We start from the raw sequence: 16,644 nt of genomic DNA on the forward strand, positions 1-16,644 counted from the left end.
CAGGCCCGTTCCTATTATTTCTGTATATCTGATGTCTGTCAAAGTCCTTTTTCATCAAGCACGCGACGCAGGTCCGTACATGACGGCAGTGATTCTGTTTCTTCGTTGACGGCCGCATACAGGATAGGCGAATCAAAGGTATTTCCCTTCAGGAGTTCCGCCTTAGCAACAGGGCCGGTCGGCTGGATGATGACTTTGAATTCATAATTTTCCTGCAGAAAGTCGCGCACAGCCTGCAGGACAGCATCGATATCGTCCGTCGTCTGTGCCGGGAAGGTAATGTGAAAGGTGCGGGCTTCCAGATCGGACAGGTCTGTCAGGCGCTGTTCCAGGGACGCGGCATCCGATGCGGCGTCAAGGGACAGGGAAATGATTGGAATCAGGCCCGTATCCATACATTGCTCCGAGAGATCGGCGATGAGGTCCGGATCTGTATCGGCGGCGATTTCCAGTGCATCGGGCAGGCCGCTGCGCAGGGCAAAGGTCATGATATCCTTGTAGTCCCGTTCAGTCCGGCAGTATTCAGGCAAATCTTTCTTTTCACATTTAAAAATAAATGTCCCTTCGTTAGTAGCCTGGGTTATCATGAGCAGGGCATTCCACAACTGGGATAAATTGGGCAGGCCATTAAAGGTGCCGGCATTGTACTCGATGATGTCGTGCGGTTTTTCCCGTATCTGCTGGCAGCAGTAACAGATGTCGCCGACGGTTTCGCCAGTGCAGGGAACACAGATAATAGGTTTTTTCCGGTTCAGCCGGATATTTGCTAAATTCGCCATACAAAAGAACCTCCCATGGATATGTATCGTACAATATCTCTTATAGTGTACCACGTTATGGGTATTTCTGCATCTGTTGTCTTTTTGGGAGACGTTGTTCTGCCTGGGAGGTGCCGCAACAGAATAAATTTTACATTTTTTTTGCTATTTTGCTAGTTTCTGTCTTTTCCGGCAGTTGTTTATGGTATAATATAATTCAATGCTTTTTTATATTTTAGCAACCATTCCTTTTTTTCGATGAGGTGTAAATATGTTTATAGACAGAGCAAGAATATTTGTGCAGTCCGGCAAGGGCGGAGACGGCATGAGCAGTTTCCGTCACGAAAAATTTGTACCCAAAGGCGGCCCCAATGGCGGTGATGGCGGCCAGGGCGGCAATGTCATCCTTGTAGCGGACCGCAACGTCAATACGCTGGTAGATTTCCGTTACCGCCGTCTGTTCAAAGCCAAACCGGGTGGAAAGGGCCAGGGGAGCAATAAGTTCGGCCGGGATGCCGACGACCTGTTCATCCCCGTTCCGGTCGGTACGATTGTACGCGACGAAGCTTCGAATGCCCTTCTTGCCGACCTGAGCCATGACGGACAGCAGGCCATCGTTGCCAAAGGCGGCCGCGGCGGCCGGGGCAACTATCATTTCCGTACCAGTGCCAACCGGGCACCGACATTTGCCGAACGGGGCGAACCGGGGGAAGAACGCTGGCTGCGTCTGGAACTCAAGGTGCTGGCCGACGTAGGACTTCTCGGCTATCCCAGCGTAGGAAAATCGAGCATCCTGCGTAAAGTATCAGCTGCCCAGCCGGAAGTTGCGGCCTACCATTTCACGACGCTTAACCCGATTCTCGGCGTTGTCGATCTGCCTGATCAGCGCAGCTTCGTCATGGCCGATATTCCCGGCCTTATCGACGGGGCAGCTGAAGGCGTCGGCCTGGGCCATGATTTCCTGCGCCATATTGAACGGACGAAAATCCTCATCCATGTCCTCGACGTGTCCGGCAGCGAAGGCCGCGATCCCATCGAAGATTATGAAAAAATCAATAGCGAACTGGCAAAGTACAGTGAAAAACTGTCACGGAAACGGCAGGTCATTGCAGCCAACAAAATTGATCTGCTGTCAGACGATACGAATCTGAAACGGCTCCAGCAGTATATGGACGAACGGGGCCGGGACGTATTTCCTATCTGCGCTATGTCCGGGGAAGGACTGCCGGAACTCATGGAATACGTCTGGAAGCTGTTGGAATCGTATGTAGAAGAACCGGACGAAACTGATGAAGAAGTCATCTATAAACCGGAAGAAAAACCGGATTTTGAAATCCATCGCGACGATGATGGCGCCTTTGTCATTACCGGTCCCCGTATCGAACGGCTCGTAGCCATGACCAACTTCGATGATGACATGTCCCTGCGCCGGTTCCAGCGCATCTGGCGCTATATGGAACTGGACAAGCTGCTGCAGAAAGAAGGCATCCAGGAAGGCGATACGGTGCGCATCTATTCCATGGAATTTGAATACCGCAAATAAGGAGATACAGTATGAATAATAAAGACAAAAAACAGCTGAAAGCACTGGCTACTCAGATGCCATCGGTCATCCAGATAGGAAAGGAAGGCTTGTCCGATGCCGTCATCGACAGTGCCCGGGCCGCTATTACTGCCAGAGAACTGGTAAAGGCCCATGTGCTCAATAATGCCGATCTCGATACGGCGGAAACAATGGAAACCCTGGCAGACATGCTGGGAGCCGAACTCGTCCAGGTCATCGGCCATTATGGCGTCCTGTTCAAAAAGAAGAAAGAAAAATCGCATTACGACTATATCAAAGAGTAGGATAGTGATGGAAGTGAACTGTATGCAGAGAGATTTCACACATAAGAAACGCATTGTCGTCAAAGTAGGATCCAGTACGATTTCCTATGAAAATGGCAAACTCAACTATCATCGTATCGAACACCTGGTACGGGAACTGGCAGATTTGCAGAATCAGGGAAAGGAAATGATCCTCGTCAGTTCCGGTGCGACCAACGCCGGGCTGGCTCCGCTGCACCTGGACCACCGGCCCCGTACGATTCGTGAAAAGCAGGCCGTAGCTGCTGTCGGCCAGGGCGTACTCATGCATACCTATGAAATGATGTTTCGTGAATACGGCCAGATCGTAGGCCAGGTACTGCTGACACGGATGGACTCCCAGGACCGGAGCAAGTTCATGAATTCCCGTAATACGCTGCTTACTATGTTGGAAATGGGCATCATTCCTATTATCAATGAAAACGATGTCGTAGCTGTCGATGAATATAAAATTGGCGATAACGATACGCTGTCTGCTATGGTCAGTGGTCTCGTCGATGCCGATCTGCTCATCCTTCTTTCTGATATCGATGGATTGTATACAGCCAATCCCAAGACCCATCCGGATGCGACTATTATCCCCGTCGTCCACACCATAGATAAACATATTTATGAGATTGCCGGTGATGCCGGTTCCTCTATGGGGACGGGCGGTATGCATACGAAAATCCAGGCTGCTTCGATTGCCACGGCGGCCGACGTCGATATGGTCATTGCCTCAGGCAGTGAAGACGGCATCATCAGCCGTATCGTCGGGGGAGAAGCTGTCGGCACGTTGTTTAAAGCCAAAGATACGCCCCTTCATTCCAAAAAGCGGTGGCTCGTTTCCGGCAGCAAAGCCAGAGGCAGTCTTGTCGTCGATAAAGGCTGCCGTGACGCCATCATCGATCACGGATCTAGCCTCCTTCCCGTCGGGATCACCGCTGTAGAAGGTATATTCCAGGAAGGGGATATTGTCAATGTCCAGTACGACGGCATTATCATTGCCAAAGGGATAGCAAATTACAGCAGCATCAATATCAATGCCATCAAGGGCGTCCAGTCTTCCGATATTCCCAGCGTACTGGGCCATGACGGCATTTACGAAGAAGTCATTCACCGCGACAATCTCGTGGCCATGTATTAAAGGGGGAAGAGACAATGGAATCAGAAGCCGTCAGAAAGGCCCGGGCAGCCCGGCAGGCATCGTATGCTCTGGCCAATGCCGATACAACCGTAAAGAACAAGGCTCTCAGCTATATTGCTGATGATTTGCTGGCTCATGCCGGTGATATTATGGACGCCAATGCGGCCGATGTAGCTGCCGCCCGGGAAAAGGGGATGAGCGATGCCATGATTGACCGGCTGACCCTGACACAGGACCGGATTCAGGGAATGGCAGAAGGAGTCCGTCAGGTCATTGCCCTGCCAGATCCTGTTGGACAGACCCTGTCTTCCTGGGACCGGCCCAACGGTCTTCACATCGATAAGGTCACGGTTCCTCTTGGCGTCATCGCCATCATCTTTGAATCCCGCCCCAATGTCACCGTCGATGCTGCTGTCCTGTGCCTGAAGTCGGGCAACGCCACGGTATTGCGCGGTGGAAGTGAAGCCATCCGTTCCAACGTAGCTCTTGCCGGGGTCATCCGCCATGCCATTGCCAGAGCCGGACTGCCTTCCGATGCCGTTACCATCATGGAAAATACCGACCGGGCCCTGGTCAGTGAACTCCTGACACTGCGCCAGTATATCAATCTGGCTATTCCCCGCGGGGGAGCCGGCCTGATCCGCATGGTCGTCGATACGGCTAAGGTACCGGTCATCGAAACGGGTAGCGGTGTCTGCCATGTCTATGTTGATAAAGATGCCGATCTCGATATGGCTGTCCGTATCATTGAAAATGCCAAAGTATCCCGTCCTTCGACCTGCAATGCCATGGAAACCCTGCTGGTCCACAAGGATGTCGTCCGGCCGCTCATGGAAAAGCTGGTCCCGGTCCTGAAGGCGCGCCACGTCGAAATGAGAGCTGATACGGCTGCCAGAGAAGCTGGTGGAGATGATACGATAGGAGCGGCCTCAGAAGAAGACTGGCGCACGGAATACAACGCACTTATCATGTCCATCCGTACCGTCGCCTCTATCGATGAAGCGCTGGATCATATCCGCCACTACAGCACACACCATTCGGAATCTATCATTACGGAAAATACGGAGACGGCGGAACGGTTCCTGCAGGAAGTCGATTCGGCTGCCGTCTATGTCAATGCTTCGACGCGATTTACGGACGGCTTTGAATTTGGCTTTGGTGCAGAAATCGGCATCAGTACGCAAAAGCTGCATGCCCGTGGTCCGATGGGACTGGAAGCGCTGGTCAGCTATAAATATCTGATTCACGGTCAGGGACAGATCCGCCTATGATGCGATGCCTGCGTGGATACCTGCGGACGCTGCGTCAGTATGCGTCGTCGCCGAAAACGCAATATGAGTATAAACATTACGCCATTTTTTTGCTATTATATATAATAGTAGTGGCCATTATCTGGGGAGGTATGTATATCTATTATGGAAATCACTAGATTGGGTGTCATGGGTGGCACATTCAATCCGGTTCACCTGGGACACCTGATGATAGCCGAGGAAGCACGGGAAGCCTATTCGCTGGATCGTGTCATCTTCGTTCCGTCTTACATTACCCCCAATAAAGAGGTACACGGTGCCACCGCCTGGCAGCGTCTGGAAATGACGCGTCTGGCAACGGCTGACAATCCGTATTTCACCGTAAGTGATATGGAAATACGCCGTGGCGGTCCGTCGTATACTCTGGACACACTGCGTTTTTTGAAGAAATTGTACGGCCCCGGTCATGAACTCTATTTCATTTCCGGTACGGACACGATACAGGACCTTCCAAATTGGAATCATCCCGAAGAAATACTGCGCCTGTGCCATTTCATCGGTGCGACCCGGCCGGATGGTACAGAAGCCATTATGCCGGTGGTCCGCCATTTTGGAAGTCTCGGCCATCATATCCTGAAGTTGTCTGTGCCGACGATGGAAATCTCATCGACGGAACTGCGCCGCCGCATCCGTGCCGGCCGCAGTATCCGCTATATGATTCCCCGGGCCGTGGCAGACTATATCAGGAAGAATGGGATATATCAATGTACAGCACAACCGTAAAAGAAGAAATAAAGAAAGATTTAAAGAGTATTTTGTCAGCCCATCGGTACAAACATGTCCTGGGCGTAGCCAAAGCGGCCCGTCAGCTGGCCCTGCAGAATGACTGCGATCCCGATAAGGCAGAAGTGGCAGGACTCTTGCACGATGCCGCCAAACAACTGCCCCTTCCGGATATGCAGGAACTGGCGCGGCAGTCTTTTGGCGATAGTCTCGATGATGCCATCATGACCAACGGCGGCCTGCTCCACGGCTATGCGGCCGTCACCATCGCCCGCACGAAATATCATCTGACCGACGAAGACTTCCTGGCATCCCTGGCCCATCATACGACCGGTGCCGAAGTCATGGGGACACTGGAAAAGATTATCTTTGTTGCCGATTACATCGAAGAAAATCGCGATTTCGACGGTGTAGAACACCTCCGCCAGCTGGCTGCTGCTGATCTGGACCAGGCTGTACTTGCCGGATACGATTCAACCATTTCCCATCTGCTGGAACAGGACAAGCTTATTTTTACTGGTACCGTCATCAACCGCAATGCCCAGATTCTGGCGATGCAGAAAAAGGGGAGACAGAAAAATGGGTGAGACTCAAAAAAAAGAAAAGACCCGGGGAAAACGGCGGCGGACCGTAAGCCCGGGAGAACGGAAACGCCGGTTCTGGCACAGAGTGGGATTATTGGTCCTTATCGTGCTGGCCATCATTGCAGGCGTGCTGGCGTGGTTTCATTTCCGCCCGGCACGAGCCAGTGAAGAATTTGCCCAGCAGAGCCCGGACCTGCCTCTGTACGTATTGGTCATCGGCGTCGATGAAGAAGCGGCGCCACGGACGAATTTAGTAGGTTTGGCGGCTGTCAATAAAGAAAAGAAGACCATTGATTTCATTATGCTGCCCAATAATACAAAAATTGAAGGACGGAAAGGCAAAGGTGTGCAGGCGCTGCAGGATATTTACACCGAAGGCGGCATGAGCCTTACCCGCGCTGTTGTAGAAGATATCTTTCACATCCGCATTCCCTATTATATTTCTTTTACGCCGGAATCGTTTGCCCGGATGATCGATATCAATGATGGCCTGCCTTTGTACGTAGAAAAACCGATGTATGGGGAAACCAATGATGGTGCCGTTGATTTCAACCTCGGTCAGGGGTATCAGCTGCTTACGGGCAGGGAAGCTGCGGGCTATATGAGTTATAAAGATAAAGACGGCCCTCTTTTCCAGTCGCTTCGGCAGGAACGATTCCTTAAAGCATTTTATGAAGACCGGGAAACTCATTTTGGCATAACGAATGCCGTAAATGCATACCGGGTCTGGCATGATGTGGATTCCAACATATCGGCGAAAGATATGGCACGGTTGGTGTGGACTTTCCGCAATGTGCCCGTGTCGGATATTCATTTTTATATGCTGCCTGGCGAAATTGCCAAGAGCGGGGAAACAAAAACGGCGACATCGGATACGCTGTGGAATTTTGATCCTGTAGAAGTACAGAAGATTATCGGGACGAGCATCCATGCTATAGCCAACGAATAATGGCAGCATGGATGGGATATAAAAAAGGAGAAGATAGAAAGAAATGCCATTAGTAATGAAAGAACAAACACACGACACAAAAGAAAAGACCTGTTATGAAATTGCGGCTCAGGCGGCATATGATAAAAAAGGCTGGGATATTGTCATTCTTGATATGATGACGGCATCTATTATGGCTGACTATTTTGTCATCTGTAGCGCCCGCAATACCCGCCAGGCCCAGAGTATTGCCGACAATGTGGAAGAAGAACTGGAAAAGAACGGGTATACGGTCCGGCACGTCGAAGGCTACCGCTCCGGCCGCTGGATTCTCATCGATGCCGGCGACGTCGTTACCCACGTCTTTGTCGATCAGGACCGCAGCTATTATGAACTGGAAAATCTCTGGTGTGATGCGCCGCGAATTCCGTTTGAAGGAGAATAAGATGAATCAACTTTTGCAGGAAAACAGTATTGCTACCCTGAAAGTGCTCCGTCTCGGTGAGATGGGTGCCTTTCTGGATGGCGGCACAGGCAATACGAACGATGATATCCTGCTGCACAAAAACCAGCAGACCCATCCCGTTGCCGTCGGGGATACGGTAACCGTATTCCTGTATCATGACCCGTCAGGCCGGCTGACTGCCAGTATGCGTCTGCCGAAAATCAAGATTGGACAGATTGGGTATGCTCCCATTATCAATACAACCCGCTTCGGCGCTTTTGTCGATGTCGGGACCGAACGGGGGATTTTCATGCCCTTTGCGGAAATGAAAGGACGGCCGAAGGAAGGCGAATACGTCTGGGTCCGCCTCTATGAAGACAAATCCCACCGGCTGGCTGTATCTATGGAAGTGGAGGATGAAATGCGACGTGCTTCCCGGCCGGCGACAGATGCCAAAGTCGGGGACTGGGTAGAAGGCGCCGTCTATAACATGACTGATCAGGGAGCTTATATCATGACCCGCGAACGGTGGATTGCTTTTCTGCACCGCAGCGAATTTCACGGTCCTATCCTGATTGGACAGATGATCAAAGGCCGGATCACCTACCTGCGGGAAGATGGCCGTATCAATATCTCTTTGCGGCCGGTCAAGGAAAAGGCTATGGATGAAGACTGCACGCAGATTCTGACTTTCCTGCAAAGCCGCAAGGGAAAGATGCCCTATAGCGATACGACGGCACCGGCTGTCATCAAGGCTAAATTTGGGCTGAGTAAAGCCGCATTTAAGCGTGCACTGGGACATCTCATGAAAGAAGGAAAAATCCATCAGGAAGATGGCTGGACCTATCTCGATGAGCAGCAGTCCTGATTGCTACATGATTTCTTTGCAAAAAACGCATATATAAAACTTTTGATTTTTTAAAGTACGTTTTAGATACGCAATAGAGTTTGTCCGATGGACAAACTCTGTTTTTTTGTCTGTTATGTCCAGCCGTATGGGAAAACAGTATTACTTAGCAAACACATATTGTATACAAGATACAGAACATGAAAAAATACAAATTTAGCGCCAATTAATATAAAATATAATCGTTTATTTTAAATTTTTAAATTATTTTTACGTAAAACTCTTGAAAAATATTAATAAATGTTCTATACTTTAGTCATTCAGTGAACTGAAAACTTCAGGACATTAAGGGGAAGGATGAATATTTTTATTGAATATAAGAATATTCATGCGTATTATGCCCTGAAGGAATACCAACTGGAAAGGAGAGAGGGTTTATGCGAGTGCTGATTACAGCCATACCATTCATCTGGTCTATCTTCTGTCTGCCTTTTGTCAATGTGGCTCATCCCTTCGTGCTGGGGATACCCTTTGTTGCCTTTTGGGAACTGGCAGGAATCATCATTTCCGTAATCGCGTTGCAGCTGTTGTGGAATGTGGACCACAAACCCGGCGGCATTGCCTCAAAGGATCATTTGTATATGGATCCGAACGTCAGCCGTGATGACATCAAATAATTGCAAGAGGGGATGTGAACTGGATGGATAATTTTGGTGCATTAGTTATTTTATTTGTCTTTATTATCGGCATTTCTATCCTCGGTGCCATTCCGGGCCTGAAGGATAGAAAGATGAGTGCTGAAAACTGGGCTGTCGGCGGCCGTAATTTCGGACGCTGGCTGAACTGGTTCATTATGTGCGGGGAAGTATACACCGCCTTTGCTTTTTTAGGTGCCAGCGGCTGGGCATATGCCCGTGGGGGCCCTACCTTTTATATTCTGGCCTATGGCGGCCTGGCATATCTCGTAGGCTATCACGTACTGCCCCGTGTCTGTGCACTCGGCCATCGTCATAAACTGGTCACTCAGGCGGACATGGTAGAATATCTGTACAGCAGTCGTCCGCTGGGGATTTTTATTTCCTGCGTCGGCGTTGCATTCCTTCTGCCGTATCTGCAGCTTCAGCTGACTGCTCTGGGCCTCATCGTAGAAGTAGCTTCTCTCGGTGCCATCGGCCGTGTCCAGGCTATGCTTATCGCCTTCGTCATGGTTGCGGCATTCGTTTTCCTGAGCGGCCTGAAAGGTGTTGCTTCGACAGCCGTCTTCAAAGATGTCAGCATGATCGCCGCTATGCTGATTTTTGGTATTTATCTTCCGTATCATTACTGTGGCGGTTTCTCTGAAATGTTTACAGCCGTGGAATCGATCAAACCCGATTTTCTGACCTTCCCTGGCGGCACGAAGAACCTCGATGTGACATGGGGGATGTCCACCATAGCTCTGACTGCTCTGGGCTTTTATATGTGGCCCCATTTTTCGACCAATACATTCAGTGCAAAAGACCCGGATGTGCCACGTCATAATGCCATTTACCTGCCTTTTGCCCAGCTGGCACTGATTTTCCCCATGCTCGTCGGCTTTACGGCAGTTATCGTATACGCCAGCAATCCGCTGCCCCGTACCGATATGGCATTCCTGTTCCTGGTTAAAGACACATTCCCGACATGGGTACTGGGAATCCTCGGCGGTGCCGGTGCACTGGCCTGCATGATTCCCGCAGCTGACCTGCTCCTTTCCACGTCGCTGCTCATTTCCCGCAATATCTATGTACGCGGATTCCGTCATAACGACGAACACGTTTCACCGGAACACATGAAGAACGTAGCCCGGTATCTCATCCTCATCCTGACGGCTATTGCTCTGTATCTCTCCATTTTCCATGCCAATCTGCTAGTCAATCTGCTGCTTACGGGCTATGCCGGCGTTACCCAGTTCTTCCCGATCATCGTCCTCGGCCTGTTCTGGAAGAAAGCCAGCAAACTCGGTGCCGTCTGCGGCCTGATTGTCGGCGAATTCCTGGTATTTTTCCTCATCCTGAGCAAGATGGACCCCGTCGCTCTCGGTTCGGTCCATATCAATGCCGGTTTCTTTGCCCTTTGCATCAATACGATCGTATTCGTCATTGTCAGCATGATTACCTCGTCGGGCAAGACCAAGATGATCTGATGGCTTCCATCCTCCTGATTGACAACTCCGGCAAGATTTGCTATGATAGGTGGCATGAAAGCCGATGAAAGAAAGTAGTATGCAGTCCGCCACAGCGAGGCAGGGAAGGTGTGAGCCTGCCAGAAGGAGTGCAGAAGGCATTCTGAAGGCAGCAGCCGGAAGCCGGTATGGTGTGTATGACTGCATAAAGTGAGCGGGTCAATCGACCAATCAGGGTGGAACCGCGGGTGTTAACTCGTCCCTGTAACATCAGAAGATGTTACAGGGACTTTTTTTGTACAGGAGGGAAAGCAACATGAACTTTCAGGAAATGAGCTTCGCATTGAAGAAATTTTGGTCCTCCCAAGGCTGCATCATCCAGGAACCGTATGATGTAGAAAAAGGGGCAGGCACAATGAATCCGGCGACGTTCCTGCGTACGCTGGGACCGGAACCGTGGCACGTCGCCTATGTCGAACCGTCCCGCCGTCCGGCAGACGGCCGTTATGGCGATAATCCAAACCGGTTATATCAGCATCATCAGTTCCAGGTCATCTGCAAGCCGAGCCCGGACAATATCCAGGAACTGTATCTGCAGAGCCTGGAAGTACTGGGCATCAATCCCAAAGAACACGATATCCGTTTTGTCGAAGATAACTGGGAATCGCCAACACTGGGTGCCTGGGGCCTCGGCTGGGAAGTCTGGCTTGACGGCATGGAAGTCACGCAGTTCACCTATTTCCAGCAGGTAGGCGGTATCGACGTCCATCCCGTATCATCGGAAATCACATACGGCATGGAACGCCTTGCCATGTATATCCAGGGCGTAGACAACGTATATGATCTGGAATGGACAGACGGCGTAACCTATGGTGATATTTTCCACCAGAACGAATTCGAACAGTCGTCCTATGCCTTTGAAGTCAGCGATGCCAAGCTGCTGTTCCATCTCTTTGACCTCTATGAAGCCGAAGCTATGCGGACGATTGAAGCCGGGTTTGTCCTTCCGGCGTATGACTATGCGCTGAAATGCTCCCATACGTTCAATCTGCTCGATGCACGGGGTGCTATCAGCGTCAGTGAACGTGCTGCATTCATCGGCCGTGTCCGCAATTTATCCCGGGCCTGCGCCAAAGCCTATCTCGAACAGCGTAAAAAACTGGGGTTCCCTATGTTGAAGGAGGAAAAATAAATGAGCAAAGATTTACTGCTTGAAATTGGTACGGAAGAAATCCCGGCTCATTATATGCCGAGTATCCTCAGTCAGATTAAGGATCTGGCCCATAAAAAACTGGACGAAGCCAATATATCGTACGAATCCATCCGCTCCCTGGGCACACCACGCCGTGTCGCTCTCCTTGTTGGTGGCGTTGCGGAAAAGCAGTCTGATGTATCGGCCAAAAATAAAGGACCGTCTGTCAAAATTGCCTATGACAGTGAAGGCAATCCGACAAAGGCTGCTATGGGATTTGCCCGTGGTCAGAAAATTGCCGTAGAAGACCTGGTTGTTGAAGACGGCTATGTCTATGCCAATGTCACGACCGTCGGCAAGGATACAGCCGGCCTCTTACCGGATATCCTGAAAGACATCATCCTGTCTCTGAGCTTCCCCAAAAGCATGATCTGGGGTGACCAGACAGTCCATTTCGTACGGCCTCTGCGCTGGTTCGTAGCCCTTTTCGGCACAGATGTAGTTCCTTTTGAAATCGCCAAGGTTAAATCAGGGCGCATCAGCCGTGGCCATCGTTTCCTGGGAACCGGTGATTTTGAAATCCCGTCTATGAAAGACTATGAAAGCGTAACAAGAGAACACTTCCTCATCGTCAATCCGGAAGAACGCAAACAGATGATTCTTCAGGGCATGCAGAAACTGGCTGACGAAAAAGGCGGTACCATCATCATGGATGAAGATCTCCTGGAAGAAGTCGTGTTCCTTGTGGAATATCCGACAGCTTTGTGCGGCGAATTTGACAGAGAATTCCTGCAGCTTCCGGAAGCAGCCATTATTACGCCGATGAAAGACCATCAGCGGTATTTCCCCATGCGTGATAAAGACGGCAAGCTCATGAACCTCTTCCTTACCGTCCGCAACGGCGACGATTATCATCTGGAAACAGTCCAGCACGGTAACGAACGGGTCCTGCGCGCCCGTCTCGATGATGCCAAGTTCTTCTTTGAAGAAGATAAGAAGAAAAAACTCATTGACCGCGTCGATGATCTGCAGCGCATTGTATTCCAGGACGGTCTGGGTACACTCAAAGATAAGGCACAGCGTCTGGAACAGATTACGACATTCCTCAATCACAAACTGGACCTGGGTCTCGACGATGGCGACCTTACGCGCCTGTCCGACCTGGCCAAGACAGATCTTCTGACCCAGATGGTTGCTGAATTTACGGAACTTCAGGGCGTCATGGGCCGGGAATATGCCATGATTGACGGCGAAAAGCAGGAAATCGCCGATGCTATCAATGAACAGTATCTGCCCCGTTTTGCTGGTGATGAACTGCCTCAGACGACGATGGGCAAAGTCCTGGGCATTGCTGATAAGTTCGATACCATCACCGGTTCGTTCAGCCTGGGTCTTATCCCGACGGGTTCCCAGGACCCCTTTGCCCTGCGCCGCCAGACTATCGGTATCCTGAATATTCTCATGGATGCCGGCTGGAATCTCAATTGTGACGAAGTCTTTGCTTTCATCTTAAGTCTGCTCCATGTAGAAGGGGATAAGCAGGCAGAAGTCATAGGCCAGCTCAATGAATACTTCACGCTGCGCCTGAAAAATATTTTCCAGGATAAAGGCATGGATTATCATATCATCGACTGCGTACTGGCATCGGATACACTCAATGCGGCAGAAGCTGCCAGGAGAGCCGATGCGCTCATCAAGGCAGATCTCATGAGCCAGACCGACTTGCTTCAGGCCTACACCCGTGTAGGGAATATGGTCAAGGATGCCGATGATACCCAGGTAAATCCGGACCTGTTTGAAACAGAAGAAGAACGGGCTCTTTATGGAGCTGTCGTAGCTATGCAGGCCAACCTGCCACAAAAATATGCCGTATACGATTACGCTGGTGCTGCCGAAGTCCTGGCTGAAGGCATCGGAGCTATCAACGCCTTCCTCGATAATGTACTGGTTATGCACAAAGACGAAGCGGTCAAGCAAAACCGCCTCAATCTCCTGACGCTGACATTCAGCCTGATCCGGCCCATTGGGGATATCAAGAAATTGAGCTGATGATACGGGCTGTGTGTGTCACAGTCTTCTTACAGTCTGTGGTATACAGCTGACGGCATGACAAATTCATGATATAATAGAACCAAAAATAGATGTGGATTTGTTCCACATCTATTTTTGAATGATGTATACGAAGGGAATGGTATGGATGAAAGGAAAGAAAATCGCGCTGCTTCTGGCTGGTCTGGCTCTCGTTTCTTCCACGGCCCTGGCAGCAAATACACCGTATGGACTGCTGGACAGCTCTGATAAAGACAGCTATGCCAAAATCATGGTCTATCAGGCCAACGATATGAATTATTACCGCTACATCAACAGCACTTATCATTATGCGCTGGATATCCCGACAGAAGTCAATAAAGCCGACGAAAACGAAGGGGGAGATGGCTGTTATTTCCAGGACCTCAAAAATAAAGTCGTCGTCACGACCTATGCTGTCAAGAACCAGATGAATTTCTCTCTCGATGAATTGTACAACATGGATATCGGCATGAACGGGTCACCAAAACTGACGACAAATAATAAGACCATCAATCACTACACCATCGCCTGGACGAAGGACGGCAAAAATTTCTACAAAGAATTGTATCTCCTGAATGATACGAATACCTATGTCTGCTTCTCCGTCGTCTATCCGACCAAGATGGAAAAGAAATATCAGAAATACATTTTCCACATGAGCCAGAGTTTCATGCCCAGCGGAGCTGTTATCTAAAAAAGCTTGCAATCCTGTTACTCCTATGGTATAATATCGCTGTTAATTTAGGCAGTCCTCTGTCCGTAAGGCGATTGTCACAGCTAGGTGATGACGCGGGCACGAATGTCTTATAGGAGGAAAATAAACATGAACATCATCAGCGTACTTGAACAAGAACAGCTTCGTAACGACATTCCTGATTTCCGCCCTGGCGATACAGTCAAGGTACACGTAAAGGTTGTCGAAGGCAACCGTGAACGTATCCAGGTATTCGAAGGCGTCGTTATCGGCCGTCAGAACGGCGGTGTCCGTGAAACCTTCACGGTTCGTCGTATTTCCTACGGTGTAGGCGTTGAACGTACTTTCCTGGTACATTCTCCGCGTCTGGCTAAAATCGAAGTTGTACGTCATGGTATCGTTCGTCGTGCAAAGCTGAACTATCTGCGCGGTCTTACAGGCAAAGCTGCCCGTATCCGCGAACGCCGCTAATTTGCAGGCAAGAACACTGGAAAAAAGGCTGTCCTATGACAGCCTTTTTTTACTACCTTTTACGGCCCTCCTATGGCATGGGACCGTGACGTATGGTATAATAAACAGCAGGATGAATTAAATTACAAGTATTTAATGAGGTGATTTATTGTGGCAAAACCAATTTTTGTTACAGGGCACAAGAGCCCCGATACAGATTCTATCTGTTCCTCCCTTGCATTTGCAAAATTAAAACAGCTCCAGGGCGTCAATGCAGTCGCCATCCGGGCTGGTGAAATCAATAAGGAAACGGCATTTGCCCTCGACTATTTCCACGTCGAACCCCAGCCGGTTGTCAAAGATTTCTATATCAAAGTAGGCGATGCTGTCCATACAGAAGTTGAAGCATTGAAAGTCAGCGCCAGCCTCAAAGATGCAGCTAAATGGTTTGCAGCTCATCCATCTCCTATCGCGCCTGTCGCAGATAACGGCACATTCGTCGGTGTCATCGACCGGGCTGCTCTGGCAGAAGAATTCATCAAGACCGTTACCGGTGAAGAACTAAGCATGGTCAAAGACCTGGTACACGATCCGGATCGTTTCTTCCAGACGACCGATAAAGGCTGTGACATTCCGGACGACGGCAAATATGTCGTCGTCGATGACGGCAAATACGTCGGCATGGTATGCGCAGAATGCGTAGCTGCTGCAGAAAAACAGCAGGTCATCCTCGTAGACCACAACGAAAAGAAACAAATCATTGACGGTTCTGATGATGCTGAAATCGTCGGCGTCGTAGACCATCACCGCATCGGCGGTACTCTTTCGACAGAAGGGCCGATTTTCATCCTCTTCCGTCCTGTGGGATGCACGGCGACTATCGTGACCGGCCTGTACAAACAAGCTGGCATCGCGATTCCCAAAGATATAGCCGGCCTTCTCCTTTCGGCAGTCATCTCTGATACGGTCCTGTTCCGCAGCCCGACCTGCACGGAAGAAGATAAGAAGACCGCTGCCGAACTGGCTGCTATTGCCGGTGTCGATGTGGAAAAATATGGCATGGAAATGCTGAAAGCCGGCGCCAATGTATCCGATCTCACACCGGAAGAAATTGCTGCCAACGATATGAAGGAATTTTCTGATAGTGGCAAGACCTTTACCATCTCTCAGGTCCAGGTCATGGATACGACAGATCTTCTGCAGCAGAAAGACGTACTGCTCAATGCGCTGGAAAAAATGCGTGCTGCCCACAGTTACGATGCTGCTTTCCTCATGATTACCAGCATCATTGACGAATCGACCAATCTGATTTTCGCCGGCAATATGGATGACGTAGTAACGAAAGCCTTTGCCAAAGATGTCGTCGATAAGGAAGTCTACCTGCCGGGCGTCATGAGCCGTAAGAAGCAGATTGTTCCGCCGATTCTGACGGCATTGAAATAAGTTTTTCTATACTTGTAATCCAATAAGGGACTGTCGTCGTGCGGCAGTCCCATTTTATACGTATG

17 protein-coding genes are annotated in these 16,644 nt (G+C 50.1%); 16 read left to right on the forward strand and 1 reads right to left on the reverse strand.

What is annotated here, in order from left to right; genetic code table 11:
* Window positions 1–38: 38 nt before the first annotated feature.
* Window positions 39–779 (reverse strand): type I 3-dehydroquinate dehydratase, encoded by a 741-nt coding sequence (locus DW949_RS04565; RefSeq protein ID WP_118022070.1) that lies wholly within the window; start codon window positions 777–779, stop codon window positions 39–41.
* A 250-nt stretch (window positions 780–1,029) separates the two neighbouring features.
* On the opposite strand from DW949_RS04565, the gene obgE reads away from it, so the two are divergent.
* The 16 genes from obgE to DW949_RS04645 all read left to right on the forward strand — a co-directional run bounded on the left by obgE (window position 1,030) and on the right by DW949_RS04645 (window position 16,579).
* Entirely contained in the window at window positions 1,030–2,301 is a 1,272-nt protein-coding gene (gene obgE / locus DW949_RS04570) for a GTPase ObgE (protein WP_118022071.1), read from the forward strand.
* Window positions 2,302–2,312: 11 nt separating this feature from the next.
* Window positions 2,313–2,606, forward strand: a complete 294-nt coding sequence (locus DW949_RS04575; RefSeq protein WP_118022072.1) for a YhbY family RNA-binding protein — start codon at window positions 2,313–2,315, stop codon at window positions 2,604–2,606.
* A gap of 22 nt (window positions 2,607–2,628) precedes the next feature.
* The gene (gene proB, locus DW949_RS04580) at window positions 2,629–3,750 is read left to right on the forward strand and encodes a glutamate 5-kinase (RefSeq protein WP_233539494.1); all 1,122 of its coding nucleotides are present in this window, start codon (window positions 2,629–2,631) and stop codon (window positions 3,748–3,750) included.
* A gap of 14 nt (window positions 3,751–3,764) precedes the next feature.
* A complete protein-coding gene (locus tag DW949_RS04585; protein ID WP_118022073.1) occupies window positions 3,765–5,021 on the forward strand; it encodes a glutamate-5-semialdehyde dehydrogenase in 1,257 nt (418 codons plus the stop codon).
* Window positions 5,022–5,165: 144 nt separating this feature from the next.
* On the forward strand, window positions 5,166–5,783 hold the full coding sequence (nadD, locus tag DW949_RS04590; protein ID WP_118022074.1) for a nicotinate-nucleotide adenylyltransferase: 618 nt from the start codon (window positions 5,166–5,168) through the stop codon (window positions 5,781–5,783).
* A complete protein-coding gene (gene yqeK, locus DW949_RS04595) occupies window positions 5,765–6,370 on the forward strand; it encodes a bis(5'-nucleosyl)-tetraphosphatase (symmetrical) YqeK (RefSeq protein ID WP_118022075.1) in 606 nt (201 codons plus the stop codon). Before nadD ends, yqeK begins: the two co-directional genes overlap by 19 nt.
* On the forward strand, window positions 6,363–7,316 hold the full coding sequence (locus DW949_RS04600; RefSeq protein WP_118022076.1) for an LCP family protein: 954 nt from the start codon (window positions 6,363–6,365) through the stop codon (window positions 7,314–7,316). Before yqeK ends, DW949_RS04600 begins: the two co-directional genes overlap by 8 nt.
* A gap of 43 nt (window positions 7,317–7,359) precedes the next feature.
* Complete coding sequence (rsfS, locus tag DW949_RS04605) at window positions 7,360–7,740, forward strand: ribosome silencing factor (protein WP_118022077.1); 381 nt, start codon at window positions 7,360–7,362, stop codon at window positions 7,738–7,740.
* Between the two features lies 1 nt (window position 7,741).
* Entirely contained in the window at window positions 7,742–8,608 is an 867-nt protein-coding gene (locus DW949_RS04610; protein WP_118022078.1) for a S1 RNA-binding domain-containing protein, read from the forward strand.
* A 416-nt stretch (window positions 8,609–9,024) separates the two neighbouring features.
* A complete protein-coding gene (locus DW949_RS04615; RefSeq protein WP_118022079.1) occupies window positions 9,025–9,264 on the forward strand; it encodes a DUF3311 domain-containing protein in 240 nt (79 codons plus the stop codon).
* Between the two features lie 23 nt (window positions 9,265–9,287).
* Window positions 9,288–10,751: a sodium:solute symporter gene (locus DW949_RS04620; protein ID WP_118022080.1), complete on the forward strand. Its 1,464-nt coding sequence runs from the start codon at window positions 9,288–9,290 to the stop codon at window positions 10,749–10,751.
* A 295-nt stretch (window positions 10,752–11,046) separates the two neighbouring features.
* The gene (gene glyQ / locus DW949_RS04625) at window positions 11,047–11,922 is read left to right on the forward strand and encodes a glycine--tRNA ligase subunit alpha (protein ID WP_118022081.1); all 876 of its coding nucleotides are present in this window, start codon (window positions 11,047–11,049) and stop codon (window positions 11,920–11,922) included.
* On the forward strand, window positions 11,923–13,971 hold the full coding sequence (gene glyS / locus DW949_RS04630; protein ID WP_118022082.1) for a glycine--tRNA ligase subunit beta: 2,049 nt from the start codon (window positions 11,923–11,925) through the stop codon (window positions 13,969–13,971).
* Between the two features lie 148 nt (window positions 13,972–14,119).
* The gene (locus DW949_RS04635; protein ID WP_118022083.1) at window positions 14,120–14,686 is read left to right on the forward strand and encodes a hypothetical protein; all 567 of its coding nucleotides are present in this window, start codon (window positions 14,120–14,122) and stop codon (window positions 14,684–14,686) included.
* Window positions 14,687–14,815: 129 nt separating this feature from the next.
* Window positions 14,816–15,157, forward strand: a complete 342-nt coding sequence (rplS, locus tag DW949_RS04640) for a 50S ribosomal protein L19 (RefSeq protein WP_118022084.1) — start codon at window positions 14,816–14,818, stop codon at window positions 15,155–15,157.
* A gap of 150 nt (window positions 15,158–15,307) precedes the next feature.
* The gene (locus tag DW949_RS04645; protein ID WP_118022085.1) at window positions 15,308–16,579 is read left to right on the forward strand and encodes a manganese-dependent inorganic pyrophosphatase; all 1,272 of its coding nucleotides are present in this window, start codon (window positions 15,308–15,310) and stop codon (window positions 16,577–16,579) included.
* Window positions 16,580–16,644: the final 65 nt, after the last annotated feature.

The organism is Megasphaera sp. AM44-1BH (assembly GCF_003467125.1).
Taxonomy (GTDB): Bacteria; Bacillota; Negativicutes; order Veillonellales; family Megasphaeraceae; genus Megasphaera.